This window comes from Pseudomonas haemolytica (genome assembly GCF_009659625.1).
Lineage (GTDB): Bacteria > Pseudomonadota > Gammaproteobacteria > Pseudomonadales > Pseudomonadaceae > Aquipseudomonas > Aquipseudomonas haemolytica.
The window spans coordinates 463,068-489,335 of the sequence record NZ_VOIW01000004.1; the positions used below are offsets into that span (position 1 = coordinate 463,068).

Here is a 26,268-nt window from a genome sequence, read left to right on the forward strand (position 1 = left end):
ATGTGTATTCAGATGAACCTTAGTCAGTAGCTTTACCTACATACAACACTGTTATTCGCTCCCCATCTGCTGCTGTATTACACAATTACTGACTGCACGTTAAGAAGGCGTTTCGCCGTTACCTTCATCGTAACGGGACTGGTTCTGTTGTTCTGGCTGCCCTACGTCGCCATCATCCTGAACATTCAACTCCTTCCCCTGGCACTGTTCTTGATAGGCTTGGCTCTCTTCATCCAACTACCGCCTGAAGCGCAACAGGCTCCCTCACCCACTCCTACGTGCTCCCACCATGAACCTGGCCCCCCAATTCCCCGAAGACTCTGTCATGCAGCAGCTCCTGCAATTGCTGCATGAAGAAATCGGTCTGCCACAACACAAGACCATTCGCCTGCAAACCTCGCTCAACTTCGACCTTGGTTGCGATGGCGCCGAGGCCAAGCAGTTCATGGACGCACTGGAACAGGATTTTGCGGTCGACCTGGGCGACTACGACGCTTATCGTTACTTCCAACCACCAGTGTTCGACGTGTTCTTGAAGCGTCGCGCCAAGGGCCGTGGCGACAAAGTCCCGCTGACCATTGACATGCTCTACCTGGCGGTCAAGACGCACCGTTGGGACACGCAAACGTTGGAAAACCTGAGCAGATCCCAAGAACGCTGAGATTCAAATGTGGGAGCAATCCCACATTCGATCTGCGCTAGCCTGGCGAGCGCTACCTAGAACAAGGACCTTACATGGACGTAACAATGGGCCTGCTGGCCGCCCTGCTCTGGGGTGGCACAGACTTTCTGGTGGGCCTCAATGCCCGCGCCGTTGGCGTTAAGCGCGCAGTGTATTTCGGCCAAGCCCTCGGCTTTTTGATCATGACCCTGCTGATGGTCATCTTCCCGGCCTTCCTCTTCAAATCCCTCGGTGCGCCGTTGAGCGTCTGGCTTCTGGGCATCGCAGCCGCCCTGCTGACCGTTTCCGGCGCACTCGCGCTATCCAAGGCTTTCGCCCTGGGCAAAGCTGCCATCGTCGCGCCGCTGGTAACGTCCTACGGTGTCGTGACCACCCTGCTGTCCTGGGCCAGCGGTGAGCAGATCAGCCTGGTCCAACTCGGCTGCATCGCGCTGTGCGTGATCGGCGTGGTCCTGTCCAGCATCCACAAGGACAACGGCACGCCCCACAACAATCCGCGCCTCTCCATCGCCTACGCCATGCTCGCCGCGTTGTTGTACGGCACCAGTTTCTGGCTACAAGGCCGCTACACATTACCGGCGCTGGGACCGATCACCATGTTGTGGCTGGGTTACCTGGTGGGCCTGTGCGTGCTGGTGGTGATGGTGCTGAAGATCAAGGACGGCCTGAAGATTCCACCGCTGAAGAACTGCGCGACGTTGACCGGTGCGAGTCTGATGAACCTCGGCGGGTTCTCGGCGTTTTCGTGGGGGGCGATGGCCGGCTCGGTTTCGGTCGTGACCGTGATCAGTACGCTGTCAGGCGGTATCGCGGCGATCCTGGGGTTTGTGTTTTTCAAGGAGCGATTGTCGGCGGTGCAGGTGCTCGGGGTAGTGCTCGTGCTGCTCGGTGCCGTGGTGCTGCACATCGCCGACTAACCCTGCGCGCACAAAAAAGCCGCCTGCAAGAGGCGGCTTTTTCACAACAGCTAAACCTTACAACTTAGGACCCGCAGCCTTGATTGCATCGCTCACTTCGAACTTCTTGAAGTTCTCGATGAACAGGCCAGCCAGCGCCTTCGCTGCTTCATCGTAAGCAGCCTTGTCAGCCCAGGTGTTACGTGGGTTCAACAGGCCGGTGTCAACGCCCGGTACGGCCAATGGCACGTCGAGGTTGATGGTGTCGAGGTGCTCGGTTTCAGCACCGATCAACGCGCCGCTCTGGATCGCTGCGATCACGCCGCGAGTGGTCGGGATGTTGAAGCGTTTGCCGACGCCGTAGCCGCCACCAGTCCAGCCGGTATTGACCAGGTAGACCTTGGAGCCGAAACCACGGATGCGCTTGATCAGCAGCTCTGCGTATTCGCCAGCCGGGCGTGGGAAGAACGGCGCGCCGAAGCAGGTAGAGAAGGTCGACTTGATGCCGCTGCCGGAACCCATTTCGGTCGAGCCCACCAGTGCGGTGTAGCCGGACAGGAAGTGGTAGGCCGCTTGTTCTTCGCTGAGGATCGACACGGGCGGCAGTACGCCGGTCAGGTCGCAGGTCAGGAAGATCACCGCGTTCGGCTCGCCACCCAGGTTCTTCTCGGAACGCTTGGCAACGTGCTCCAGCGGGTAGGCGGCACGGCTGTTCTGGGTCAGGCTGACGTCAGCGTAGTCGGCGTGCTTGGCGTCGTCGATCACCACGTTTTCCAGCACGGCGCCGTGCTTGATGGCTTTCCAGATCACCGGCTCGTTCTTCTCGGACAGGTCGATGCACTTGGCATAGCAACCGCCTTCGATGTTGAACACCACGCCTTCGCCCCAACCGTGTTCGTCGTCACCGATCAGGTAGCGGCTTTCGTCGGCGGACAGGGTGGTCTTGCCGGTGCCGGACAGGCCGAAGAACAGGGTCACGTCGCCCGCTTCGCCAATGTTGGCGGCGCAGTGCATCGGCAGTACGTCGGAAGCCGGCAGCAGGAAGTTCTGCACCGAGAACATGGCTTTTTTCATTTCACCGGCGTAACGCATGCCGGCGATCAGCACTTTTTTCTGGGCGAAGTTGAGGATCACGCAACCGTCGGAGTTGGTGCCGTCACGCTCTGGCACGCATTCGAAGTTGGCCACGTTGAGCACTTGCCACTCTTCACGCCCGGCCGGGTTGTATTGGGCCGGGTTGATGAACAGGCAACGACCGAACAGGTTCTGCCAGGCTGTCTGGGTGGTCATTTTCACGGCCAGGTAGTGGTCTTCTGCGGCCCCTACGTGAACATGGGAAACGAAATGCTCTTGCGCGTTGTTGAACGCCTCGACGCGAGCCCACAGGGCGTCGAACTTGTCGGCCGGGAACTTGCGGTTGATCGGCCCCCAGGCAATGGCGTCCTGGGTGGAAGGCTCTTCAACGATGAAACGGTCAACCGGCGAACGCCCGGTACGATGACCGGTTTCCACGACCAGCGCGCCAGTATCGGCAAGCACGCCTTCACCGCGCTGCAGGGCTTCTTTGACCAGATCGTCAACACTCAGATCGGTGTATACGGCGTTATTGGCTTGCGTCATGAGGTTCCCCGTCGGCCTATGGCCGAGTGCTCCAAACGTTTTGTAGTAGAAAGTTGCGCACTACTACCGCGAAAAAAGTGGGCCGGATTATGCCAGAAAAGCCCAAAAAGAGTAGGGCCCTCCCGTCAGAACAGCGCTATCTCGGCGTTTGTCAGGTGATTTACCTGTGCTTAAACGTTTTAGTGGCGGGTGTCGGAAGGGGTATCGATGCCTGCACCGGCGAACAATTGGGCTACATCCGCCGCATCGAACAGATAACGCTCATTGCAGAACTGGCAGTCGATCTCGATATGGCCGCCGTGTTCCACCACCAGGTTTTGCGCATCTTCCAGGCCGAGGCTGACCAACGCATTGCCCGAACGCTCGCGCGAGCAACTGCAATTGAAGCGCAGGCTCTGTGCATCGAACAGGCGCACGGCCTCTTCATGGTACAGGCGGTGCAGGATGGTTTCGTTGTTCAGGCCCAGTAGTTCTTCGGCCTTCAACGTGTCGGCCAAGGCGATGATATGGCGCCAGCTTTCAGCGCGATCATCGTCATCCTTGATGCGATCGGCTGGCAGTTGTTGCACCAGCAGGCCACGGGCCCGTTTGCCGCCTGCGATAAGCCAGAACTTGGTGCCCACTTGCTGGGACATCACGAAGTAGTTGGTGAAGCATTCGGACAGGGTTTCGCCATCGAGATCGACGATACCCTGGTAGCGCTGGCCCTCGGTCGGGTCGACGGTAAGCGCCAGCACGCCGTTGGGCATCAGGTCGGCCAGGGTCGCGTCCGCGGCAATCTGATCGGCTTCGTAACGGGCCAGGCCACGGATTTCGCGCTCACTGGAGCATTCGATCATCAGCATGGGAACCGGCCCTTCGGAGCGAGCCTGCAAGATCAGCAAACCGTCGAACTTCATGGTGCCAACCAGCAGCGCAGCGGCTGCCATCAGCTCGCCGAGCAGTTGCGCGACTGGCTCCGGATAGGGGTGCTTGGCAAGGACTTCGGCATAGCTGCGCTCCAACGAGACCATCTCGCCGCGGGCGTCGCTCTCATCGAAGATAAAGCGTTGGGTGAAGTCGGAATCCGGTAGATCAGTCATAGGTCTGGGTATCTGAAGTGATGACAAAATGATTACAAGGTTTATAAAATTGAACGCTTTAGCACCATCTTGGTGCGACTTTCTCCTGGAAATGGAGAGCTTAATAGAGCGAAGAGGGACAGTTTATGAACAATCCGGGTTTGTTCCAAGCCAAGTGGGACCTCCGGCGATGGGCTCTTTGCAATCTACTCGCTATCGGGCTGCTGTGTTTTTGGCTGTGGCCCACGGGCCAGATGCTCTGTGTGATTTTCGACGAGTGGCTGTTTCATCTGCTCAACGGCCCGCTGGCGACTAACTCGACTTGGTTGCATGTGTGGGCCGTGGCCAGCCTGCGGCCATTTGATGCAGTGGTCGGCGTGATTCTGCTGGCCTTGCTGATACGCGGCGACTGGGTATTCAAGGCCGTGCAGGTGCGCCAGGCGTTTTTTGGCTTCCTCTGCATTTTGCTGCTGTTGCTGTTTATCCGCATGTTGTTCTCCAAACTCGCCGCGCAGATGGGCTGGCAGCACAGTAGCCCGTCGATGGTGATCAGCGGCGCGATTCAAATGAGCGATTTTTTCCCAGGGCTGGAGAAAACCTGGGAGCTGAAGGACCGTTCCAGCCAGAGCTTCCCTGGCGATCACGCTTCGGTGCTGTTGATCTGGGCGATGTTCATGAGCGTGTTTGCCAAGCGCATCGGCCAGGTGCTGGTGATCTGGGGCCTGGCGCTGCTGTTCATGATGCCGCGACTGGTAGCGGGCGCGCACTGGGGCCAGGACGATTACATCGGTGGGGTGCTGCTGGCGCTGTTGGCGCTGGGGTGGGGGTATTACACGCCATTTGCGGCGAAGGTGTCGGGGTTCCTGTTGCGGGTAACCGCGCCGGTGTTCGGATTGCTGGGCAAACTGCCGGTGATCGGGCGACTGAGTGTCATGCGCACAACCGCTTAATACCGCGAGCTAAAGGTGGGAGGGGACTTACCCACTCCCACATTTTGATCTGCTGCCGACTGTAGATTTGTGCAGTCAATCGTCGTTGCCACTGCCACGGAACTTGAACAGATCGCGGCGCTGCTTCTTGCTCGGCTTGCCATCGGTGGTCATGCCGGTAGCGCCGGCTTTGCGCAGGGCCGCCGCGCTTTCACGTTTGGCAATACTCGCTTCGGTCTCGGCGTACAGCGCCTGCGCTTCGGGTGCTCCACGGCGCACGACAGAAAGCGCCTGAACCACGACGGTTTTTTCGTCAAAACCCACGCGGATCTGCAACTCATCTCCCACACGTGGCTCTTTGCCCGGCTTGCAGCGCTCGCCGCGATGGTGCACCTTGCCACTCTCGATGGCGGCCTTGGCCAGGGCGCGGGTTTTATAGAACCGCGCCGCCCACAACCACTTGTCCAGCCGGACCTTTTCTTCCTCTTCCTGCTTTTGAGCCACTTGAATTCCTCGCTCTGAAAAATGTCGCAACTTTACCGTTGAAACCCTTCGACGCATAAATCCCAAGGCTCACCTAAGATACGCCAGGTAGCACCCCGTTTTCGCGAGGATTCGCTGTGACCGACTTTCCCATTTCACTCACCTCGCCCGACCTGCGGTGCGTTGGCTGCCAGCAAAGCGAGCCCTTGGGCTTTGATTTCGCCTTCGCCTACCAGCCTATCGTAGACCTTCGGGATCACTCTGTTTTTGCCCACGAAGCCTTGGTGCGGGGCACCCACGGCGAGGGCGCGCTGTCGGTGCTGGCACAGGTCAATGAAAGCAACCGTTACCGCTTCGACCAGCGTTGCCGTACACAGGCGATTGCCGGGGCTGCCGCCTTGGGGATGCAAACCCGCCTATCCATTAACTTCATGCCCAATGCCGTGTATCGGCCTGAGCTGTGTATTCGCAGCACCTTGGAGGCGGCACGGGCGCATAACTTTCCCTTAGACCGGCTGATTTTCGAGACCCTCGAACACGAGCACGTAGATAACTATCGCCATTTGACGAATATTCTGCGTGAATACCGCGAATTCGGCTTCATGACCGCCATCGACGATTTCGGCGCGGGCTATTCGGGGCTGAACCTGCTGGCCGATTTCCAACCTGACTTGATCAAACTCGACATGGCGCTGATCCGCGATGTCGACCAGGACCGTGTCCGCCAGGTGATCGTCCAGGGGATTGTCACAATCTGTGAGCAGTTGGGGGTTACTGTCATCGCCGAAGGCATCGAAAGTGCCGGCGAGCGCGACTTCCTGTTCGACTGCGGAATATTTCTGATGCAGGGCTACTGGTTCGCCAGGCCCGCATTCAAAGCGTTGGCCGAGGTTTCTCCTCAGGCCTGGGCGAATTAACCGGTTACCCATATTGAAGACATTTGACCATTTGACCGTTGTGGGTCTGCGTGAGTGGGTGGCACTTCCCGACCTGGGAGTGGCGGGCCTGCGCGCGAAGATCGACACCGGTGCCAGCACCTCAAGCCTGCACGCCACCGATATCGAACCCTTTGAGCGTGACGGTGAAAAATGGGTGCGCTTTACCGCGCACCTGGGCAGCGTGGTGCAACTGCGTCACCGCCGCTGCGAAGCGCTCCTGGTGACCATGAAGACCATCAAGAGCTCCAACGGCCATGCGCAGGTGCGCTACGTGATAAGCACTACCCTGGCGTTGGGTGATCGGGTATGGCGGGTGGAATTCACCCTCGCCTGCCGCAAAGCCATGCGTTATCGCCTGTTGCTGGGCTCCAAGGCGCTGATTGACGGCCAATTGGTGGTCAGCCCCGGCGTCAAGTACGTTCAAGACAAGCCGGTGTTCCCGGTCTCCACTATTTCTGCCCCAGGTGCTGCATGAAGATTGCTGTGCTGTCGCGAAACCCGCGTCTGTATTCCACCCGCCGTCTGGTCGAGGCCGGCACCGAACGTGGCCACGAAATGGTGGTGATCGACACGTTGCGTGCCTACATGAACATTGCCAGCCACAAGCCGCAGATCCATTACCGGGGCAAACCCCTGGAAGGCTTTGACGCAGTGATCCCGCGTATCGGCGCCTCGGTGACGTTTTATGGCTGCGCAGTATTGCGCCAGTTTGAAATGATGGGGGTGTTCCCGCTGAATGAATCCGTGGCCATTGCACGCTCGCGGGACAAGCTGCGTTCGCTGCAGTTGCTGTCGCGCCGAGGTATCGGCCTGCCGGTCACCGGCTTTGCCCATTCCCCGGATGACATCCCCGACCTGATCGAGATGGTCAATGGCGCACCGCTGGTGATCAAGGTGCTGGAAGGCACCCAGGGCATCGGCGTGGTGATGTGTGAAACAGCAACGGCAGCGGAATCAGTCATCGAGGCGTTCATGGGCCTCAAGCAGAACATCATGGTGCAGGAATACATCAAGGAAGCTGGCGGTGCGGATATCCGCTGCTTCGTGGTGGGCGACAAGGTGATTGCGGCCATGAAGCGCCAGGCCAAGCCGGGAGAGTTCCGCTCCAACCTCCATCGTGGCGGCAGTGCCAGCTTGATCAAGATTACCCCGGAAGAACGCATGACCGCGTTGCGGGCTGCCAAGGTGATGGGGTTGAGCGTTGCAGGTGTCGATATCCTGCGCTCCAACCATGGGCCGCTGGTGATGGAGGTGAACTCCTCGCCGGGCCTTGAAGGGATCGAGACAACTACTGGCAAGGATGTGGCGGGGATCATCATTCAGCACTTGGAGAAGAATGGTGGGCCGAATATGACGAGGACCAAGGGCAAAGGCTAGAGGAGCAGTTGGTAGCATCAAGCTATAAGCTGCAAGAAGGAGCAAAAGCAGTTTGCTCTTCTCTTGCAGCTTGAAGCTTAAAGCTTGCCACTGCCTCTATACCGCATCTCTAGGCAGCATCAGACCAAGCGGCAGCCGCACCCGCGCTTCCAGCCCGCCTTCTTCCCGGTTGCGCAGTTCCACATTGCCGCCATGCATCGAGGCGATACGCCGTACGATCGCCAACCCCAACCCGGTACCCTTGCCACCACGGGCTCGGTCGCCGCGAGTGAAGGGGTTGAAGATGCCCTCCAGCTCAGCCGGGTCGATCCCCGCACCACGGTCCATCACGCTCAACACCACATAAGGTGCTGCACTGTCGCCGGAGACGTACGCCGCCACTTCCACATCGGAACCGGCATGGTGCAAGGCGTTGCCGATAAGATTGTTCAGCAGGCGCTTCATAGACACCCGACGCAGCGCGAACGGCTGGATCGGCTCCAGCCGCATGCGCACCTGATCACCGTTCTGGTTATAGGGCGCAACCACCTCACGCACGAGGTCTGTCAGGTCGACCTCCTCAACCACCTCATCACGGCCGTCGCGGATGAACGCCAGGAACTGGTCCAGGATTGCGTCCATGTCTTCGATGTCGCGAACCATGTCATCGGTGAGGTCGGAATGGTTACCCATCAGTTCCAAGGACAAGCGCAATCGAGTCAATGGCGTGCGCAAGTCATGGGACACCCCGGCCAGCATCAACTCGCGCTCGCGCCCGGCCTGTTCGACGTCTTCCGCCATCTGGTTGAACGCGCCGTAAACTTCGGTCATCTCACTGGGCGTATCGCTCACCGGCAGGCGCACACTGCGCCCCTGGCCCAATTGGCGAGCGGCAAAAACCAGGCGCTTGAGTGGTTGGTTGAGCTGACGGACGAAAATCCAGGCGGACGCCGTTGAAAGCAAGCCGATGGCCAGGAACCAGCCCAACACGTTCCAGATTTTCTGCCCGCGCAGCGGATGCGGATAAAGCGGAACCTTGATCCAGGCATCTCCCAGGCTTGGCGCCCGCACCCACAGCGCAGGTGAAACATGCATGCGCAGCCGCACCTCTGTGTCGTCGCCCAACTCGGCCTGCATCTGGCGCTGGTAGATCTCACTGTAAGGCCAATGCTGCTCGCCCTCAGGCACACCGGCCCCGTCAACCCGAATCAGCGTCGATGCCTTTGCCACCTTTTCACGGTTCTCGGGATCCACGGCCCAGTACGCACGTAATGTCAGGGCGACACCGTGGCTGTACTGTCGGTCCACCAGCACGTCTTCGTTCATCAACAGATAAACCAGCGTGAGGGCCTTGGAAAACAGAACGACGATCAGCACCAACCAGAGGGTGCGGGAGAAGAAACTTTGCGGGAACCACAGCGGGGTTTTCATAGATGAAAGCTGCACACCTTGCAGGAACGAGCGGTGCTCGCAGAATTGCAGACGCCGGGTATCCCGTCGACCCTTATGGAGTCAAACGCCAGGATACCCGCCCTGCAAATCATCGGTCACTTGGTTGCGGTGCCATCCGGCACAAACACATAACCCACACCCCACACCGTTTGGATATACCGCGGCTTGGATGGGTCCGGCTCAATCATTCGGCGCAATCGGGAGATCTGCACGTCGATAGAACGCTCCAGGGCATCCCATTCCCGACCACGAGCCAGGTTCATCAGCTTGTCACGGGTCAGCGGCTGGCGAGCGTTCATCACCAAAGCCTTGAGCACCGCGAATTCGCCGGTGGTGAGCATGTGCACTTCTTCACCACGCTTGAGTTCACGGGTGGCCAGCGACAGTTCGTAGTCGCCAAAGGTGACGCTTTCGTCTTCGCTGCCCGGTGCGCCCGGTACCGATGGGGCCTGGCGCCGTAATACGGCCTTGACCCGCGCCATCAGCTCATCAGGGTTGAACGGCTTGGCCAGGTAATCATCAGCGCCCAGTTCGAGGCCTTTGATGCGGCTCAGTTCATCGCCCTTGGCGGTGAGCATGATGATTGGAATCTGGTTGTTCGCACCGCGCAGGCGCTTGCAAGCGGTGAGGCCATCTTCGCCAGGCAACATCAGGTCGAGTACGACCAGGTTGAACACTTCACGCCCTAACAGGCGATCCATCTGCTCGGTGTTCGGCACCGCGCGGGCACGGTAGCCCTTGGAGTTGAAAAAACGCTCCAGCAGGCTGCTCAGCCCCGGATCGTCATCAACGATGAGAATTTTTTCGCCTTCAGCAGTTTGTGCGGTGCTGCTCATTGGATGCTCCTCTTATCTCGGCGCGCATTATGGCGTAGCTGCCGTTATACGCACCGTGTGCATTGTTAGCAGATTTTTCATCTACTGCCAGCGAACCCACGCCCTACAACCTCCGGCGCAGTACCCCCCAAGGGCAGAACGCTGGTTATAATGCGGCGCCTCCGTGCAGGGCAACGTCAGATCGTTACCGTTTGCTGCCGGGCTTTTTTTACCCGCTTGTCGTGAATTTTTCGATTTCGAGGGTCAATAGGCAGCCTCTTGACCCAGGCAGCGGCGCCAGTCGGGCCGCTCAACCAGCCTCACCGTGCCTTGTTTTACGGGCCGGCGAGCTGATTTTAAGAATTTCAGGTGGTTTTATGGACAGCATCAACAGCCGCATCGCCGAGGAACTCGGTGTACGCCCACAGCAGGTCGAAGCGGCCGTCGCTCTACTGGATGAAGGCTCTACGGTGCCTTTCATCGCCCGTTACCGAAAAGAAGTGACCGGCAGCCTCGACGACATCCAATTGCGGCACCTGGAAGAGCGCCTGCGCTACCTGCGAGAACTCGACGAACGGCGTATCAGCATCCTCGCCAGCATCGAGGAGCAGGGCAAGCTGACCCCGCAACTGGAACGCGATATCAAGCTCGCGGACACCAAGACCCGCCTCGAAGACCTTTACCTGCCGTACAAACAGAAACGTCGTACAAAGGGCCAGATCGCCCTGGAAGCCGGTCTGGGCGACTTGGCCGATGGTCTGTTCAACGACCCGTCGCTGACCCCGGAAACCGAAGCCGCCCGTTTTATCGACGCGGAAAAAGGCGTTGCCGACGTCAAGGCCGCCCTTGAAGGCGCCAAGTACATCCTGATGGAGCGCTTCGCCGAGAACGCCAGCCTGCTGGAAAAACTGCGTACCTACCTGAAGCAGGAAGCCATCCTCAGCGCCCGCGTCATCGCCGGCAAAGAGGAAGAAGGCGCCAAGTTCCGCGACTACTTCGAACACGACGAGCCGCTCAAAAGCATGCCCTCCCACCGTGCCCTGGCGATTTTCCGCGGCCGCAACGAAGGCATTCTCAGCTCCGCGCTGAAAGTCGGCGACGAGCTGCCGGGCACCATGCACCCGTGCGAAGGCATGATCGGTCAACAATTCGGCATCCAGAATCAGAATCGTCCTGCGGATAAGTGGCTCAGTGAAGTCGTGCGCTGGACCTGGAAGGTCAAGCTCTACACCCACCTGGAAACTGACCTGCTGGGTGAGCTGCGCGACGGCGCCGAAACCGAGGCGATCAACGTGTTCGCCCACAACCTGCACGACCTGCTGCTGGCCGCACCGGCCGGCCCGCGTGCCACCCTGGGCCTCGACCCGGGCCTGCGTACCGGCTGCAAGGTCGCGGTGGTCGACGCTACCGGCAAGCTGCTGGACCACGCCACCGTGTACCCACACGTACCCCACAACAAATGGGACCAGACCCTGGCGATCCTTGCCGCACTGTGCGCCAAGCACGCGGTGGACCTGATCGCCATCGGCAACGGCACCGCCAGTCGCGAAACCGACAAGCTGGCCGCCGAACTGATCAAAAAATACCCAGCCATGAAGATGACCAAGGTCATGGTTTCCGAGGCGGGCGCTTCGGTGTACTCGGCCTCGGAGCTGGCGTCCAAGGAGTTTCCGGACCTCGATGTGTCGATTCGTGGTGCTGTCTCTATCGCTCGTCGCCTGCAAGACCCGTTGGCGGAACTGGTGAAGATCGACCCTAAATCCATCGGCGTCGGCCAGTACCAGCACGACGTGTCGCAGCTGAAACTGGCACGCGGCCTGGATGCGGTGGTGGAGGACTGCGTAAACGCCGTGGGCGTGGATGTGAACACCGCCTCCGTGGCGCTGCTGGCGCGGATCTCGGGCCTCAACTCCACGCTGGCGCAGAACATCGTCACCCACCGTGACGAAAATGGCGCGTTCAAAACCCGCGCCGCGCTGAAAAAAGTCGCACGTTTGGGTGAAAAAACCTTTGAACAGGCTGCCGGCTTCCTACGCGTGATGAATGGCGATAACCCGCTGGACGCGTCTGCCGTTCACCCGGAAGCCTACCCGCTGGTGCAGCGCATTGCGGCCGAGACTGACCGCGACATCCGTTCGCTGATCGGCGACGCCGCGTTCCTCAAGCGCCTTGAACCAAAAAAGTACACCGACGAAACCTTCGGCGTGCCAACCATCACCGACATCCTGCAAGAGCTGGAAAAACCTGGCCGCGACCCGCGTCCCGAGTTCAAGACGGCCGAGTTCCAGGACGGCGTCGAGGACCTCAAGGACCTGCAACTGGGCATGATCCTCGAAGGCGTGGTGACCAACGTGACCAACTTCGGCGCATTCGTGGATATCGGTGTGCATCAGGATGGCTTGGTGCATATCTCCGCGCTGTCGGAGAAATTCATCAAGGACCCTCGCGAAGCGGTGAAAGCTGGTGACGTGGTCAAGGTCAAGGTCATGGAAGTCGACATTCCACGCAAACGCGTGGGCCTGTCGATGCGCATGAGCGATACCCCTGGCGAGAAAATCGACGGTGCCCGTGGCGCCCGCCCAGGTTCGGCACCGCGCCAATCGCAGAACAACGCGCCGCGCAAGGAAACCACCCCAGCCGCACCGAGCAACAATGCCATGGCATCGTTGTTTGCCAACGCCAAACAGTTGAAGAAACGCTGATGGAAATCCCGGCCGGCTTGACCCAGAGCGCGTTCAGCGAACTGATCGGCTGCCGCCTGCAACGCCTGGATGAGGGCGTTGCCGAGGTGGCCCTGACCCTGGAGCCGCACCTGCGCAACCGCGCGGGCAAGCTCCATGGTGGGGCGATTTTCAGCCTGGTGGACATAACGATGGGGCTGGCCTGTTCCAGCGCCCATGGTTTCGACCAGCAGAGCGCCACCATCGAGTGCAAGATCAACTATATCCGCGCCGTGGAAGACGGTGAGGTGCTGTGCACCAGCCGGGTGATTCATGCCGGTCGGCGTACGTTGGTGGTCGAAGCCGACGTGTACCAGGGCGAAAGACTTGTCGCAAAAGCGCAGGGCACGTTCGCTGTCCTATAGCTCCCCACCCTCGATTTGAGTTAATTTCGACGCTGCGGTAACAGCGTCGGAATTTTCTTGCTGCGCTATAGCCCAATTCATGGAGTGAAGTAGGCTTTTTCAAAGCGGGTCAAATCGACTCAAAACCAGGCGATAACGCCAGTTTTAACTTCACCCTTGTAGACCGTCCTGCCCACCCCCATATTGGGGCGACTGACGCGTGAAGGAATCCAACTTGAGCGAACTTCTCAACCGCCGCCTGGCCCTGCTCGGCAAGCGCGAACACCTCTCCCTGCTAGAGCAATGCTTGCACGGCATCGAGCGCGAATGCCTGCGCGTCACCAGCGAAGGTCGCCTGGCGCAAACGCCGCACCCCGAAGCCTTGGGCGCCGCGTTGACCAATGAACAGATCACCACCGACTACTCGGAATCGCTGCTGGAGTTCATCACCCCGGCCCTGCCCGACCCGGCCGATACCCTGAGCAGCCTCGACAAGATCCATCGCTTTGCCTACACCAAGCTGGGTAGCGAGTACCTCTGGAGCCCCTCGATGCCGTGCCCGTTGCCGGCCGAGGAAGATATTCCGATTGCCTACTACGGCACCTCCAATATCGGCCAGCTCAAGTACGTGTACCGCAAGGGCTTGGCCCTGCGGTACGGCAAGACCATGCAGTGCATCGCGGGTATCCACTACAACTTTTCCCTGCCGGAACAGTTGTGGCCGCTGCTCAAGGAAGCGGAAGGGTTTGTCGGCACCGACCGTGACTACCAGTCCACGGCCTACATCGCGCTGATCCGTAATTTCCGTCGCTACAGCTGGCTGCTGATGTACCTGTTCGGTGCCTCGCCGGCCCTGGACGCCGGTTTCCTGCGCGGGCGCTCACACCAGTTGGAAGTGCTCGACGCCGACACCCTGTACCTGCCCTACGCCACCAGCCTGCGCATGAGCGACCTGGGTTACCAGAGCAACGCCCAGGCCGGCCTGACGCCGTGCTACAACGACCTGGCCAGCTACACCGACAGCCTGCGCGAAGCGGTGGCCACACCCTATGCGCCATACGTCGAAGTCGGTACGCACAAGGATGGTGAGTGGGTGCAGCTCAACACCAACATCCTGCAGATCGAAAACGAGTACTACTCCAATATCCGTCCCAAGCGGGTGACCTACACCGGCGAGCGCCCGATCCAGGCACTGATGGCCCGTGGCATTCAGTACATCGAAGTGCGCTGCCTGGACATCAACCCGTTCCTGCCGATGGGTATTGACCTGCCGGAGTCGCGTTTCCTCGACGCGTTCCTGCTGTACTGCGCGCTGAACGACAGCCCACTGTTCGCCAACAACGAGTGCGGCAACGCCACCTCCAACTTCCTCAGCGTGGTCAAGGAAGGTCGCCGTCCGGGCCTGCAATTGCAGCGTGACGGCCAGGCGGTGGATATGAAGGAGTGGGCGGCCGAGCTGCTGGAGAAGATTGCACCACTGGCCGCCCTGCTCGATGAGAGCCATGGCATCACCGAACACAGTGAGGCGCTGGACGCTCAGTTGGCCAAGGTCAGGGACCCATCCCTGACGCCATCGGCCCAGGTGTTGGCGGCAATGGCTGAGCGCAAAGAGAGTTTTGCGCAGTTCTCCCTGCATCAGAGCGAGGTGCATGCCGCGCACTTCCGTAACGAGCCGTTGCCGGCAGACGAGCAGGCGCGCTTCGAAGAGCTGGCACGCAAGTCGCTGGCACAACAGGCGGAACTGGAGCAGAACGAAGTGGGCGATTTTGATGTGTTTGTCGGCTCGTACCAGGCCAGCATCCTCGCCATCAGCAACTAACCGGAGCTGTACTCAGTTCAAATGTGGGAGGGGGCTTGCTCCCGATAGCGGTGAAACAGTTGATACATATGCCAACTGACACCCTGCTATCGGGAGCAAGCCCCCTCCCACATTTGGTCATCACTGGTACAAAAATTTACTTCAACCCTTCTCCTCATAAGCTAATTCGAAAACGTTATTTATTTTCGGGTTCTTAGATCATTTAGTCTCCTCACACGCCGACCCTCGGCCGCCTGATTGAGGAGCTTCCCTTGAAATTGCTGACCCCTCTGCGCCTCTTGGCCGCGTTGTCCCTGGCCGGTGCCAGCCTGTTTGCCCAGGCGGCGGATGTGACCATTGCGTACCAGACCACCGTGGACCCGGCCAAAGTCGCCCAAGCCGACGGCGCCTATGAAAAAGCCACCCAGGCGAAGATCGACTGGCGCAAATTCGACAATGGCGCCGACATCATCGCCGCCATCGCCTCCGGCGACGTGCAGATCGGCTACCTCGGTTCCAGCCCGCTGACCGCCGCAGTCACCCGCAAAGTCCCAGTACAAACTTTTCTCGTCGCCACCCAGATCGGCGGCGCCGAAGCCCTGGTGGCGCGCAACGGTTCGGGGATCAACAGCCCCCAGGACCTGGTCGGCAAAAAGATCGCCGTGCCCTTCGTTTCCACCGGCCACTACAGCCTGCTGGCCGCGCTGAAACACTGGAACATCGACCCGGCCAAAGTCACCATCCTCAACCTCGCCCCACCCGCCATCATCGCCGCCTGGAAGCGCGGTGATATCGACGCCACCTACGTCTGGGACCCAGCCCTGGGCGTGGCCAAGGAAAACGGCAAGGTGCTGATCACCTCCGGCGAACTGGCCAAGTTTGGCGCGCCGACGTTTGATGCCTGGATCGTGCGTAAAGACTTCGCAGAGAAGCACCCGGAGATCGTCACCGCCTTCGCCAAGGTCACCCTGGATGCCTACGCCGCTTACCGCAAAGACCCACAAGCCTGGCTCGCCGACACAGGCAACGTCGACAAGCTGGTGAAACTCTCCGGCGCCAAGCCCAGCGACATCCCCTTGCTGCTGCAAGGCAACGTCTACCCGCTGGCCGCTGACCAGATAACCCTGCTGGGCGCACCGACCACCAAGGCGGTGACCGATACCGCGGTGTTCCTCAAGGAACAAGGCAAGGTCGACGCCGTGCTGCCGGACTACGCGCCTTACGTCAGCGCCAAGTTCATCACCCACTGATCAGGAGTTCATTGCGATGGCCTTGCTACAACTGGAGCGCATCAGCGCACAGTACCCAGGCGCCCCGGAACCGGTACTGTCCGACATTTCACTGGACCTTGGGCCGCAGCAACTGCTGGTCGCCCTCGGCCCGTCCGGCAGTGGCAAGACTTCGCTGTTGAACCTGATTGCCGGTTTCGTCGAACCTTCTGCCGGGCATATCACCCTCGACGGTGTGCCAGTCAAAGGCCCCAGCGCCGAGCGCGGGGTGGTGTTCCAGGACGACGCCCTGCTGCCCTGGCAGGACGTGCTGGCCAATGTGGCTTTCGGCCTCGAACTGGCCGGCGTGCCCAAGGCGCAGCGCGAAGTACGCGCCCGCGAAATGCTCGCGCTGGTAGACCTGGCCGGTTTCGACAGCCGCCGCATCTGGCAACTCTCCGGTGGCCAGAAACAACGCGTCGGCCTGGCGCGTGCCTTGGCGGCAGACCCACGGGTATTGCTGATGGACGAACCCTTTGGCGCCCTGGATGCCTTCACCCGCGAACAGATGCAGGAGCTTCTGCTGCAAGTCTGGCGGCGCACGGCCAAGCCGGTATTCCTGATTACCCATGACATTGAAGAAGCCGTGTTCCTCGCCACGGATTTGATCTTGCTGGCGCCCAACCCTGGCCAGATCGTCGAACGTCTACACCTGGATTTCGGCCAACGTTATGCCGCCGGTGAATCGGCGCGGGCGATCAAATCCGACCCGCGCTTTATCGAAACCCGCGAACACGTATTGGGCAAAGTGTTCTCCCAACGGCAGGTGTGCGCATGAGCAGCTACGAACTTCCCGCCACGGCCACCCAGCCAGTGGCGCATGCCGTTATCCCGGTCCGCCGCAGCCTGAGCACGCGCTGGATCAGCCTATTGACCCTGGTCGCCTTGCTCGCCCTCTGGTGGGCGGTGACCGCTACCGGCTTGATCGAACCCCTGTTCCTGCCGCCGCCATCCGCCGTGCTGCAAAAGGGTTGGCTGCTGGCGACCACCGGCTATATGGACTCCACGTTGTGGCAGCACCTGGGCGCGAGCCTCAGCCGTATCGGCCTGGGGCTGGGCTTTGCCGTGCTGACTGCCGTGCCGGTGGGGATTGCCATCGGTGCCAACCGTATCGCCCGTGGCATTCTCGATCCGCTGATCGAGTTCTACCGGCCGATCCCACCACTGGCCTACCTGCCGTTGATCGTGATCTGGTGCGGCATCGGTGAGCTGTCCAAAGTACTGCTGATCTACCTGGCAATCTTCGCCCCGATTGCCATCGCCACCGCAACCGGCGTGCGTACCGTCGACCCGGCCAAACTGCGTGCCGCGCAATCGTTGGGCGCCACCCGCACACAACTGATTCGCCATGTGATCCTGCCCAGCGCGCTGCCCGACATCCTCACCGGTGTGCGTATCGGCCTGGGCGTGGGCTGGTCGACCCTGGTCGCGGCCGAGCTGATCGCGGCCACCAGTGGCCTGGGCTTCATGGTGCAGTCGGCGGCGCAGTTTTTGGTCACCGATGTGGTGGTGCTGGGGATCCTGGTGATCGCCCTGATCGCCTTCGCCATGGAAATGGGCCTGCGCGCCCTGCAGCGTAAATTAGTGCCATGGCACGGCCAGGCACACTAAGAAATGAGAACTCAATTGAGCAGCCTGACCGTTACCCCATTAAGCACCGCCCTGGGCGCCCAGATCAGTGGCGTCGATATCACCCAACCGCTGAGCGTCGAACATCGCGATGCCATCGAGCAGGCGCTGCTTACCCACTCGGTGCTGTTCTTGCGCGGTCAAGCGATCACCCCGCAGCAACAGGCGCGGTTCGCGGCGCACTTCGGCGACCTGCACATCCACCCGATCTACCCCAATGTTCCGGAACAGCCTGAAGTGCTGATCCTCGACACCGCCGTCACTGACGTGCGCGACAACGCCGTGTGGCACACCGATGTAACCTTCCTGCCCACTCCGGCCCTCGGCGCGGTGCTCAGCGCCAAGCTGCTGCCGGCGTTTGGCGGCGATACGCTGTGGGCCAGCGGCATTGCGGCGTACGAGGCGTTATCCACGCCGATGAAGGTGCTGCTCACGGGGTTGACTGCAACCCACGACTTCACCAAATCCTTCCCGCTGGAGCGCTTCGGCAACAGCGCCGAAGACCTGGCGCGCTGGGAAGAAACCCGCAGGAAAAACCCGCCGCTGTCGCACCCGGTGGTGCGCACGCATCCGGTGAGTGGGCGCAAGTCGCTGTTTGTCAGTGACGGGTTCACCACCAGGATCAATGAGCTGGAGCCGGCGGAAAGCGAGGCGATTCTCAAGCTGCTGTTCGCCCACACCACCCGCCCGGAATTCACCATCCGTTGGCGCTGGCAGGAAAATGACGTGGCGTTCTGGGATAACCGCGTGACACAGCATTACGCGGTGGATGATTACTGGCCGCAGCGGCGGGTGATGCACCGGGCGACAATTCTGGGCGACGTACCGTTCTAGAGCCTGCCGAAGTTCAAATGTGGGAGGGGGCTTGCTCCCGATAGCAACCTGTCAGTCACCTCTGTGCTGACTGACTCACCGCTATCGGGAGCAAGCCCCCTCCCACACTTTTAACCCAGCAGTGCCAGGTTATTCAGCGGTGGATGGTTTTTCCCAAAGGTTGATCCCGCCTTCCTGCGCAAACCGATCAATCTCCGCCAGCTCCTCAGCACTGAAGCTCAAGTTCTTCAACGCCCCGACGTTCTCGATGATCTGCTCCGGCCGGCTCGCGCCGATCAGCGCACTGGTCACCCGTGGATCACGCAACGTCCACGCCAGGGCCAACTGAGCCAGGCTCTGGCCACGACGCTGGGCGATTTCATTCAGTGCGCGCACATGGGCGATGTTGGCCTCGGACAAGTGCTTGGCTTGCAGCGAGCCGCCACCCGGGCGATTGACCCGCGCATCGGCCGGTACGCCGTTGAGGTACTTGTCGGTGAGCAAGCCCTGGGCCAGCGGCGTGAAGGCGATAACTCCGGCACCGAGTTCTTCGGTGGTGTCCAGCAGGTCTTTTTCCACCCAGCGGTTGAGCAGGTTGTAGGCCGGTTGGTGGATCAGCAGCGGCACTTTCCACTCGTTGAGCAAGGCTGCGATTTCGCGGGTTTTCACCCCGGAATAGGACGAGATGCCGATGTACAACGCCTTGCCTTGTTGTACGGCGGTGGCGAGGGCGCTGGCGGTTTCTTCCAGAGGGGTATCGGGGTCAAAACGGTGGGAGTAGAAGATATCCACATAGTCGACACCCAGGCGTTGCAGACTCTGGTCCAGGCTCGCCAGGATGTATTTGCGCGAGCCACCGCCCTGGCCGTAAGGGCCGGGCCACATGTCCCAACCGGCCTTGCTGGAGATGATCAATTCGTCGCGATAGTGCTTGAAGTCTTCGCGCAGCAACCGGCCGAAGTTGATCTCGGCGCTGCCGTAGGGCGGGCCGTAGTTGTTGGCCAAGTCGAAGTGGTTGATACCCAGGTCGAACGCCGTGCGCAGCAGTGCGCGCTGGGTGTCGATCGGGGTGCTGTCGCCAAAGTTGTGCCACAGCCCCAGGGACAGTGCCGGCAGCACCAACCCACTGCGACCTACGCGGCGATAAGGAATAGATTCATAGCGGTTTTCGGCAGCAATGTACGTCATCGAATCCTCTCTTGATCTGGGCCAAATAAGGCCTGGGAATATGCATATTCCCAGGCCTTTTAAGCAGCTGAATCGCTTAAGTCTGCCTCTTCCTTTTACAGCAAAGGCCTACTTGAGAGGAACGGTTTACCGCATATTACTCAGCGCACCAGATGCAGGAACTGCAAGTGACGCTCGTACTGGTCGAGGATGTCGTTGATGATCTGCTCCTTGGTGTAGCCCACCAGGTCATAGTCCTGGCTGCCCTCGCTCAAGTGCACTTCCGCCCGGTAGTAGCGGCGATTGTTGAGCTGCTTGGAACCCATGCCGCCGCGTGCAAATGAAGGCGTGAAATAGCCGCGCATCTGCACCTGGTAAACGAACGGATGCTCTTCGCCGTGACCGATTTCCAGGCTGACGCTGTCGTTGGACGGGTCGGGCTGGGTGACGACGTTGAGGCCTTTTTCGACGAACACTGCCGTCACTTCTTCAATCGCCGGACGCACCGTGGTTTCAAGGAAGCGGTACACCTCGTCCCGCGACGGGAAATGCACGGCCTGGCTCAAACGCTGGCGCCAACCACCCGTGCCTTTGCGTGAGCCCGAAACCGGCGCCAGCGAATGCAACTGAGCAATCTGCTTTTGCGACTCAAGGTAAAAGGCCTTGTGCAGCCCCCACATCATCAGCAGCAGGATCAACGAGAACGGCAGCGAGGTCAGCACCACCGCTGATTTGAGCGAATCGATGCTACCGGCAAACAGCAACGCACTGGTGACCAGTGCCGTCATTGCGCCCCAGAACACTCGCAGCCACTTCGGCCCGTCTTCATCGGCGTTGCCGCCTTTGGACGACAGCGTGGACAGGACAACGGTGCCGGAGTCAGCCGAGGTCACAAAGAACACAAAGCTGATAAACACGGTGACCGCAATAACGGTCTTGCTCCATGGGTAGGTTTCCAGCAGCAGGTAGAGGCTCATCGACGGATCATCGATGGCCGACTGGCCCAGTGCGGCCATTCCATGGTTGAGCACCTGGTCGATGGCGCTGTTACCGAAGATCGACATCCACGCCAGGGTGAAGCCCAACGGGATCAGCAGCACGCCGAACACAAATTCGCGGATGGTCCGGCCACGGGAAATACGGGCGATGAACAAGCCCACGAACGGCGACCATGCAATCCACCAGGCCCAGTAGAACACTGTCCAGCCACCCAGCCAGTCGCTCGGCTTGTCGTAGGCGTATACATCGAAACTCTTGGTGGGCAATGCGCCCAGGTAGTCACCGATGTTCTGGATCAAGGTGTTGAGCAGGTGCTGGGTAGGCCCGGCAAACAACACAAACAGCAGCAGCGCACAGGCCAGCAGCATGTTGATGTCGGACATCACCCGCACACCCTTGTCGACACCGGCTACGGCAACGATGATCGCCGCGCCCATCATCAGGGTGATCAGGCCCACCTGAATCCACTGGGTATGGGCAACGCCAAACAGGTAGTCCAGGCCGGAGTTGAGGTGCAACACGCCAAAGCCCATGTCGGCGCCCAGGCCGAATACCGTGGCAATGATGCCGAAGCCATCCACCGCGTAACCGATAGGCCCGTTGATGCGCTTGCCGATCAGCGGGTACAGCGCTGAACGCAACGCCAGCGGCAGGTTATGCCGATAGGCGAAATACGCCAGGGCCATGCCGACAAAGGCGAACACGCCCCAGCCATGCAGGCCCCAGTGCAGGAACAATACCTGCATGGCCTGGCGCGCCGCATCGGCGTTCATTGCTTCGCCCTGGGGCGGTTGCACCAAGTGGGTCAACGGCTCCGAGACGCAGAAGAAGAACAGCGTGATGCTGATCCCGGCGGCGAACAGCATGCCGGCCCAGGACAGGTAACTGAATTCGGGCTCGTCGTGGTCGGCACCGAGTTTTATCTTGCCGTAGCCCGATAGCGCGGTGACCACCACGAAGACCAGATACAGGGTCATCGCCAGCATGTAGTACCAGCCGACCGTATTGGCCGCCCAGTTTTGCGCCGCCAGCAGCCAGGCACCAGCCTGTTGCGGGATAGCGATGACGGTGATGCCAAACAGCAGGATAAAAGTCGCGGCAAAGTAGAAAACGGGCGCATTCATGCGCACCATGCCGCTGGATGGGGTGGACGATGCACTCATGAACGATGCACCCCTGGGGTGTGGGATGTGGCTGTAAATAACGGACTCAGCAAAGGTAAGCCTCCTGTTGTGAGCGGGCAGCGAACCACCGGTTTAACTTGAACGAACATTCAAGTTAAACATGGAAAGGCGGTCTGGGACTAATCGCAGGGCTGAGCGGTAGATGATTCCTACACTAGCTCAAGGATTGGTATGACGGGTGTAGGAGACAAATCGTTCAGCGATTACTGACTGAAATACGGTTCAAATTTGGAATGCAGTCAAATGTGGGAGGGGGCTTGCCCCCGATGGCGGTGGTTCAGCCAATTCATTTTTGACTGACGCTCCGCTATCGGGAGCAAGCCCCCTCCCACAGGGTTTTGCGTGATTTCCAAGACCTGCGCTATTTTTGCGCCCCATCATCATGCTGCAGATTCGCCTGGGTAATATTCGCCCCCGCCGGCACGCTGCGGGTCAGCCACACATTCCCGCCAATGGTCGAACCCTGGCCGATGGTTATCCGCCCCAGGATCGTCGCCCCGGCATAAATCACCACATCATCCTCAACGATAGGGTGACGCGGGTGGCCTTTCTGCAACTGCCCGTCTTCATCCGCCGGGAAGCGCTTGGCGCCCAGTGTCACGGCCTGGTAGATGCGCACCCGCTCGCCGATGATCGCCGTCTCGCCAATCACCACGCCCGTGCCGTGGTCGATAAAGAAGCTCGGGCCGATCTGCGCGCCCGGGTGGATATCGATGCCGGTGGCCGAATGGGCGATCTCCGCACTGATCCGCGCCAACAGCGGCAAACCCGCACGGTACAGGTGGTGAGCAAGGCGATGATGGATCACCGCCAGGATGCCCGGGTAGCACAGCAGCACTTCATCCACACTGCGGGCGGCCGGATCGCCGTGATAGGCCGCCAGTACGTCGGTATCCAACAGGCTGCGCAGGGAGGGCAAGGCCAAGGCAAAATCCTGGATCAGGCGGATGGCGTGGGCATCCACCCCGCTGTCGTCCTCACCGCCCTGGCGTGCGGCGTAGCGCAACTCCAGGCGCGCTTGAGCGAGCAAGGCGTTGAGCGCCACGTCGAGGGTGTGCCCTACGTAGAAGTCTTCGCTTTCTTCGCGCAGGTCCACCGGGCCCAGGCGCATCGGGAACAATGCGCCGCACAAGGCTTCAAGGATCTGCGCCACCGCCTCGCGGGACGGCAACTCGCGACCACCATGCTCGCCACTCAAGCGACCGTTACGCGTTCGCCACTGGTCGCGGGCGCCGCGCAGCTGGCTGACGATGGTCTGCAATTGCCAATGACTGGAACGCTCACTCACGGTATTCACTCCTGACGAAATGGCCATCACTTTACGGTATGCAGCCTGGCAGCTCTTAAGAACCAATGGTATGAGCCTAAGAACTATCCGGTATAAGCGATTGACGGTTGCCCGATGAAAAGTGCCTGCCTATAGTCCCTCAATCACTTAGTCACCGTGCATAACCATGATCAAACAACAGCTCGACCGCTTTAACCGTCTGGAACTGCTGGGTGGCGCCACCGCCCTGGAAAAACTCGAGCGGCTGTCGGCCTGGCTGGGCAGGGACATCTACGTCAAACGCGATGACACCACGCCGCTGGCCATGGGTGGCAACAAGCTGCGCAAACTTGAATACCTGGCGGCTGACGCCATTGCCCAGGGCGCCGACACCCTGGTAACCGCTGGCGCATTACAGTCCAATCACGTACGCCAGACCGCCGCGCTCGCCGCCAAACTTGGCCTGGGCTGCGTCGCCCTGCTGGAAAACCCCACCGGTACCGAAGACCCCAACTACCTTGGCAACGGCAACCGCCTGCTGCTGGACCTGTTCGATGCCAAAGTCGAGCTGGTGGAGAACCTTGACAACGCCGATGACCAACTCAACGCCCTCGCCGACCGCTTGCGCAGCAATGGCAAGAAGCCGTACCTGGTGCCCATCGGCGGCTCCAATGCCCTCGGTGCGTTGGGCTACGTGCGTGCCGGGTTGGAGCTGGCCGGGCAGGTTGAAGACAGTGGCATTGAATTCGCCGCCGTGGTGCTCGCCTCCGGCAGCGCCGGTACCCACAGCGGCCTGGCGTTGGCCTTGAGCGAAGTGCTGCCGCAGTTGCCGGTGATCGGTATTACCGTGTCGCGCACCGAAGAAGCGCAGTTCCCCAAAGTGCAGGGCCTGGCCGAACGCACCGCCGAGTTGCTGGGTATGGAGATTCCCGACGCCTTCAAGGTGACCTTGTGGGACGAATATTTCGGCCCCCGTTATGGCGAGCCCAACGCCGGCACCCTCTCCGCGATCAAACTTTTGGCCAGCCAGGAAGGTCTGCTGCTGGACCCTGTCTATACGGGCAAGGCCATGGCCGGTTTGCTGGATGGCATCGGGCGCCAGCGATTTGCGGATGGGCCGATTATTTTCCTGCATACCGGTGGGGCGCCGGCGTTGTTTGCCTATGACTCGGCTTTCAACTGAATGTGTGGGAGCGGGATTGCTCGCTCCCACAATAAACCTGCGGCATATTCCTTAAATGAATATGAAATTAGATTTATATTATTTTCAAGTCTTAAAAACCGGCTTTATCATCGCGCCGCAGGCGAAGACGCGCACCGCGCTTTAAGGCAGGATACGACTACCGCGTCACCTGCTTCGCTCACCATAAAAACACAGGGGCTCTCCATGACTATTTCTGTATTACGTCGCACGCTGCTGGTTGGCACATTGGGCCTGGCGCTTGGCGCCAGCTGGCTGGGCCAGGCGGTTGCCGGCGAGCAGCTGGACAACATCAAGAAGGCCGGCGAGATCAAGATCGGCCTGGAAGGCACCTACCCACCGTTCAGCTTCGTCGATGAAAGCGGCAAGCTCAGCGGCTTCGAGGTGGAGTTGTCCGAAGCGCTGGCCAAGGAACTGGGCGTCAAGGTCAAGCTGCAAGCCACGCCATGGGACGGCATCCTCGCCGCCCTGGAATCCAAGCGCCTGGACGCCGTGGTCAATCAAGTGACCATCTCCGAAGAACGCAAGAAAAAGTACGACTTCTCCAAGCCTTACACCGTCTCCGGTATTCAGGCGTTGGTGCTGAAGAAGAACGTCGACACCATCAAGACCGCCGACGACCTGGCCGGCAAGAAAATCGGCGTGGGCCTGGGCACCAACTACGAACAATGGCTCAAGGACAACCAGCCTAAAGCCATCATCAAGACCTATAACGATGACCCGACCAAGTTCCAGGACCTGCGCATCGGCCGTATCGACGCGATCCTGATCGACCGCCTGGCCGCCCTGGAATACGCCAAGAAAGCACCCGACACCGCTGCTGCCGGTGACGCCTTCTCCCGCCAGGAAGCCGGTATCGCCCTGCGCAAAGGCGAGCCTGAACTGCTCGACGCGGTGAACAAGGCCCTCGACAAACTGCGCGCCGACGGCACCTTGAAGAAGCTGTCCGAGAAGTACTTCAACGCTGACGTCACTCAGTAATGGAAGCAGGTTTCCAACTCGCGCTGGACTCCGCGCCCTTTCTGCTCAAGGGCGCGTACTACACGGTGATTCTCAGCCTTGGCGGGATGTTTTTCGGCTTGCTGTTGGGCTTCGGCCTGGCGTTGATGCGTTTGTCGCGCTTCAAACTGCTGAGTTGGACTGCCCGGGTCTACGTGTCGTTCTTTCGCGGCACGCCCTTGCTGGTGCAGCTGTTCCTGATCTACTACGGCTTGCCGCAAGTGGGCATCGAGCTGGATCCGATTCCGGCGGCCATGATCGGCTTTTCGCTGAATATGGCCGCCTACGCCTGTGAGATCCTGCGGGCCGCCATCGCGTCCATCGAGCGTGGGCAGTGGGAAGCCGCCGCCAGCATCGGCATGACCCGCGCACAGACCCTGCGCCGGGCCATCCTGCCGCAGGCCATGCGCACGGCTTTGCCGCCCCTGGGCAACAGCTTTATCTCACTGGTCAAGGACACCGCGCTGGCCGCTACCATCCAGGTGCCGGAACTGTTCCGCCAGGCTCAACTGGTGTCGGCGCGTACCTTTGAGATTTTCACCATGTATCTGTCCGCAGCCCTGATCTACTGGATCCTGGCGAGCATCCTGGCGCATCTGCAAAATCGTCTGGAAGACCGGGTCAACCGGCATGACCTGGAGTCTTGA

24 protein-coding genes are annotated in these 26,268 nt (G+C 60.2%); 16 read left to right on the forward strand and 8 right to left on the reverse strand.

Annotated elements, in window-relative coordinates:
- The first annotated feature begins 289 nt into the window (after positions 1-289).
- Positions 290-661, forward strand: a complete 372-nt coding sequence (locus FRT59_RS16000) for a DUF1493 family protein (protein WP_153871656.1) — start codon at positions 290-292, stop codon at positions 659-661.
- 74 nt (positions 662-735) lie between these two features.
- Positions 736-1,599, forward strand: coding sequence for an EamA family transporter (locus FRT59_RS16005; RefSeq protein WP_233094210.1), 864 nt, complete (start codon positions 736-738; stop codon positions 1,597-1,599).
- A gap of 57 nt (positions 1,600-1,656) precedes the next feature.
- Here the strand turns inward: FRT59_RS16005 and FRT59_RS16010 are convergent, their stop codons facing one another.
- Positions 1,657-3,198: a phosphoenolpyruvate carboxykinase gene (locus FRT59_RS16010; RefSeq protein WP_034117239.1), complete on the reverse strand. Its 1,542-nt coding sequence runs from the start codon at positions 3,196-3,198 to the stop codon at positions 1,657-1,659.
- Positions 3,199-3,377: 179 nt separating this feature from the next.
- Entirely contained in the window at positions 3,378-4,280 is a 903-nt protein-coding gene (gene hslO, locus FRT59_RS16015; protein WP_153871657.1) for an Hsp33 family molecular chaperone HslO, read from the reverse strand.
- A 125-nt stretch (positions 4,281-4,405) separates the two neighbouring features.
- On the opposite strand from hslO, the gene FRT59_RS16020 reads away from it, so the two are divergent.
- Entirely contained in the window at positions 4,406-5,209 is an 804-nt protein-coding gene (locus FRT59_RS16020) for a phosphatase PAP2 family protein (protein WP_034117237.1), read from the forward strand.
- Positions 5,210-5,284: 75 nt separating this feature from the next.
- On the opposite strand, the gene FRT59_RS16025 is transcribed toward FRT59_RS16020, so the two are convergent.
- The gene (locus FRT59_RS16025) at positions 5,285-5,692 is read right to left on the reverse strand and encodes an RNA-binding S4 domain-containing protein (RefSeq protein WP_162524886.1); all 408 of its coding nucleotides are present in this window, start codon (positions 5,690-5,692) and stop codon (positions 5,285-5,287) included.
- 116 nt (positions 5,693-5,808) lie between these two features.
- Between FRT59_RS16025 and rimA the strand changes: the two genes are divergently transcribed.
- Genes rimA through rimK form a run of 3 tightly spaced genes read left to right on the forward strand, consistent with a single transcriptional unit; the run spans position 5,809 to position 7,986 of the window.
- Positions 5,809-6,588 carry a S6 modification regulatory phosphodiesterase RimA gene (rimA, locus tag FRT59_RS16030; RefSeq protein WP_162524885.1) on the forward strand — a complete coding sequence of 260 codons (780 nt, stop codon included), beginning with the start codon at positions 5,809-5,811 and terminating at the stop codon, positions 6,586-6,588.
- 13 nt (positions 6,589-6,601) lie between these two features.
- Positions 6,602-7,084 carry a retropepsin-like aspartic endopeptidase RimB gene (gene rimB / locus FRT59_RS16035; protein ID WP_153871658.1) on the forward strand — a complete coding sequence of 161 codons (483 nt, stop codon included), beginning with the start codon at positions 6,602-6,604 and terminating at the stop codon, positions 7,082-7,084.
- On the forward strand, positions 7,081-7,986 hold the full coding sequence (rimK, locus tag FRT59_RS16040) for a 30S ribosomal protein S6--L-glutamate ligase (protein WP_034117233.1): 906 nt from the start codon (positions 7,081-7,083) through the stop codon (positions 7,984-7,986). Before rimB ends, rimK begins: the two co-directional genes overlap by 4 nt.
- A gap of 96 nt (positions 7,987-8,082) precedes the next feature.
- On the opposite strand, the gene FRT59_RS16045 is transcribed toward rimK, so the two are convergent.
- Positions 8,083-9,396, reverse strand: a complete 1,314-nt coding sequence (locus FRT59_RS16045) for an ATP-binding protein (RefSeq protein ID WP_034117232.1) — start codon at positions 9,394-9,396, stop codon at positions 8,083-8,085.
- 116 nt (positions 9,397-9,512) lie between these two features.
- Positions 9,513-10,253 (reverse strand): osmolarity response regulator transcription factor OmpR, encoded by a 741-nt coding sequence (gene ompR, locus FRT59_RS16050; RefSeq protein WP_034117231.1) that lies wholly within the window; start codon positions 10,251-10,253, stop codon positions 9,513-9,515.
- A gap of 356 nt (positions 10,254-10,609) precedes the next feature.
- Between ompR and FRT59_RS16055 the strand changes: the two genes are divergently transcribed.
- The 7 genes from FRT59_RS16055 (at position 10,610) to tauD (ending at position 18,825) form a co-directional block, all read left to right on the forward strand.
- Positions 10,610-12,934, forward strand: coding sequence for a Tex family protein (locus tag FRT59_RS16055; protein ID WP_153871659.1), 2,325 nt, complete (start codon positions 10,610-10,612; stop codon positions 12,932-12,934).
- On the forward strand, positions 12,934-13,317 hold the full coding sequence (locus FRT59_RS16060; RefSeq protein WP_052224518.1) for a PaaI family thioesterase: 384 nt from the start codon (positions 12,934-12,936) through the stop codon (positions 13,315-13,317). Before FRT59_RS16055 ends, FRT59_RS16060 begins: the two co-directional genes overlap by 1 nt.
- Before the next feature lie 214 nt (positions 13,318-13,531).
- Positions 13,532-15,115 (forward strand): glutamate--cysteine ligase, encoded by a 1,584-nt coding sequence (gshA, locus tag FRT59_RS16065; protein ID WP_034117229.1) that lies wholly within the window; start codon positions 13,532-13,534, stop codon positions 15,113-15,115.
- 251 nt (positions 15,116-15,366) lie between these two features.
- A complete protein-coding gene (gene tauA / locus FRT59_RS16070) occupies positions 15,367-16,344 on the forward strand; it encodes a taurine ABC transporter substrate-binding protein (RefSeq protein WP_153838611.1) in 978 nt (325 codons plus the stop codon).
- Positions 16,345-16,360: 16 nt separating this feature from the next.
- Positions 16,361-17,140, forward strand: coding sequence for a taurine ABC transporter ATP-binding subunit (tauB, locus tag FRT59_RS16075; protein WP_153871660.1), 780 nt, complete (start codon positions 16,361-16,363; stop codon positions 17,138-17,140).
- Positions 17,137-17,973: a taurine ABC transporter permease TauC gene (gene tauC, locus FRT59_RS16080; protein ID WP_153871661.1), complete on the forward strand. Its 837-nt coding sequence runs from the start codon at positions 17,137-17,139 to the stop codon at positions 17,971-17,973. Before tauB ends, tauC begins: the two co-directional genes overlap by 4 nt.
- A 3-nt stretch (positions 17,974-17,976) precedes the next feature.
- Positions 17,977-18,825, forward strand: a complete 849-nt coding sequence (gene tauD / locus FRT59_RS16085) for a taurine dioxygenase (protein ID WP_153871662.1) — start codon at positions 17,977-17,979, stop codon at positions 18,823-18,825.
- A 129-nt stretch (positions 18,826-18,954) separates the two neighbouring features.
- On the opposite strand, the gene mgrA is transcribed toward tauD, so the two are convergent.
- The 3 genes from mgrA to epsC all read right to left on the reverse strand — a co-directional run bounded on the left by mgrA (position 18,955) and on the right by epsC (position 23,442).
- Positions 18,955-19,992 (reverse strand): L-glyceraldehyde 3-phosphate reductase, encoded by a 1,038-nt coding sequence (gene mgrA, locus FRT59_RS16090; protein ID WP_153838608.1) that lies wholly within the window; start codon positions 19,990-19,992, stop codon positions 18,955-18,957.
- 140 nt (positions 19,993-20,132) lie between these two features.
- The gene (gene betT, locus FRT59_RS16095) at positions 20,133-22,094 is read right to left on the reverse strand and encodes a choline transporter BetT (RefSeq protein WP_167524287.1); all 1,962 of its coding nucleotides are present in this window, start codon (positions 22,092-22,094) and stop codon (positions 20,133-20,135) included.
- A gap of 421 nt (positions 22,095-22,515) precedes the next feature.
- On the reverse strand, positions 22,516-23,442 hold the full coding sequence (gene epsC / locus FRT59_RS16100; RefSeq protein WP_034117222.1) for a serine O-acetyltransferase EpsC: 927 nt from the start codon (positions 23,440-23,442) through the stop codon (positions 22,516-22,518).
- 166 nt (positions 23,443-23,608) lie between these two features.
- On the opposite strand from epsC, the gene FRT59_RS16105 reads away from it, so the two are divergent.
- The 3 genes from FRT59_RS16105 (at position 23,609) to tcyL (ending at position 26,268) form a co-directional block, all read left to right on the forward strand.
- The gene (locus FRT59_RS16105; protein ID WP_153871664.1) at positions 23,609-24,604 is read left to right on the forward strand and encodes a D-cysteine desulfhydrase; all 996 of its coding nucleotides are present in this window, start codon (positions 23,609-23,611) and stop codon (positions 24,602-24,604) included.
- Positions 24,605-24,808: 204 nt separating this feature from the next.
- On the forward strand, positions 24,809-25,603 hold the full coding sequence (gene tcyJ / locus FRT59_RS16110; protein WP_153871665.1) for a cystine ABC transporter substrate-binding protein: 795 nt from the start codon (positions 24,809-24,811) through the stop codon (positions 25,601-25,603).
- The gene (tcyL, locus tag FRT59_RS16115) at positions 25,603-26,268 is read left to right on the forward strand and encodes a cystine ABC transporter permease (RefSeq protein ID WP_003187646.1); all 666 of its coding nucleotides are present in this window, start codon (positions 25,603-25,605) and stop codon (positions 26,266-26,268) included. Before tcyJ ends, tcyL begins: the two co-directional genes overlap by 1 nt.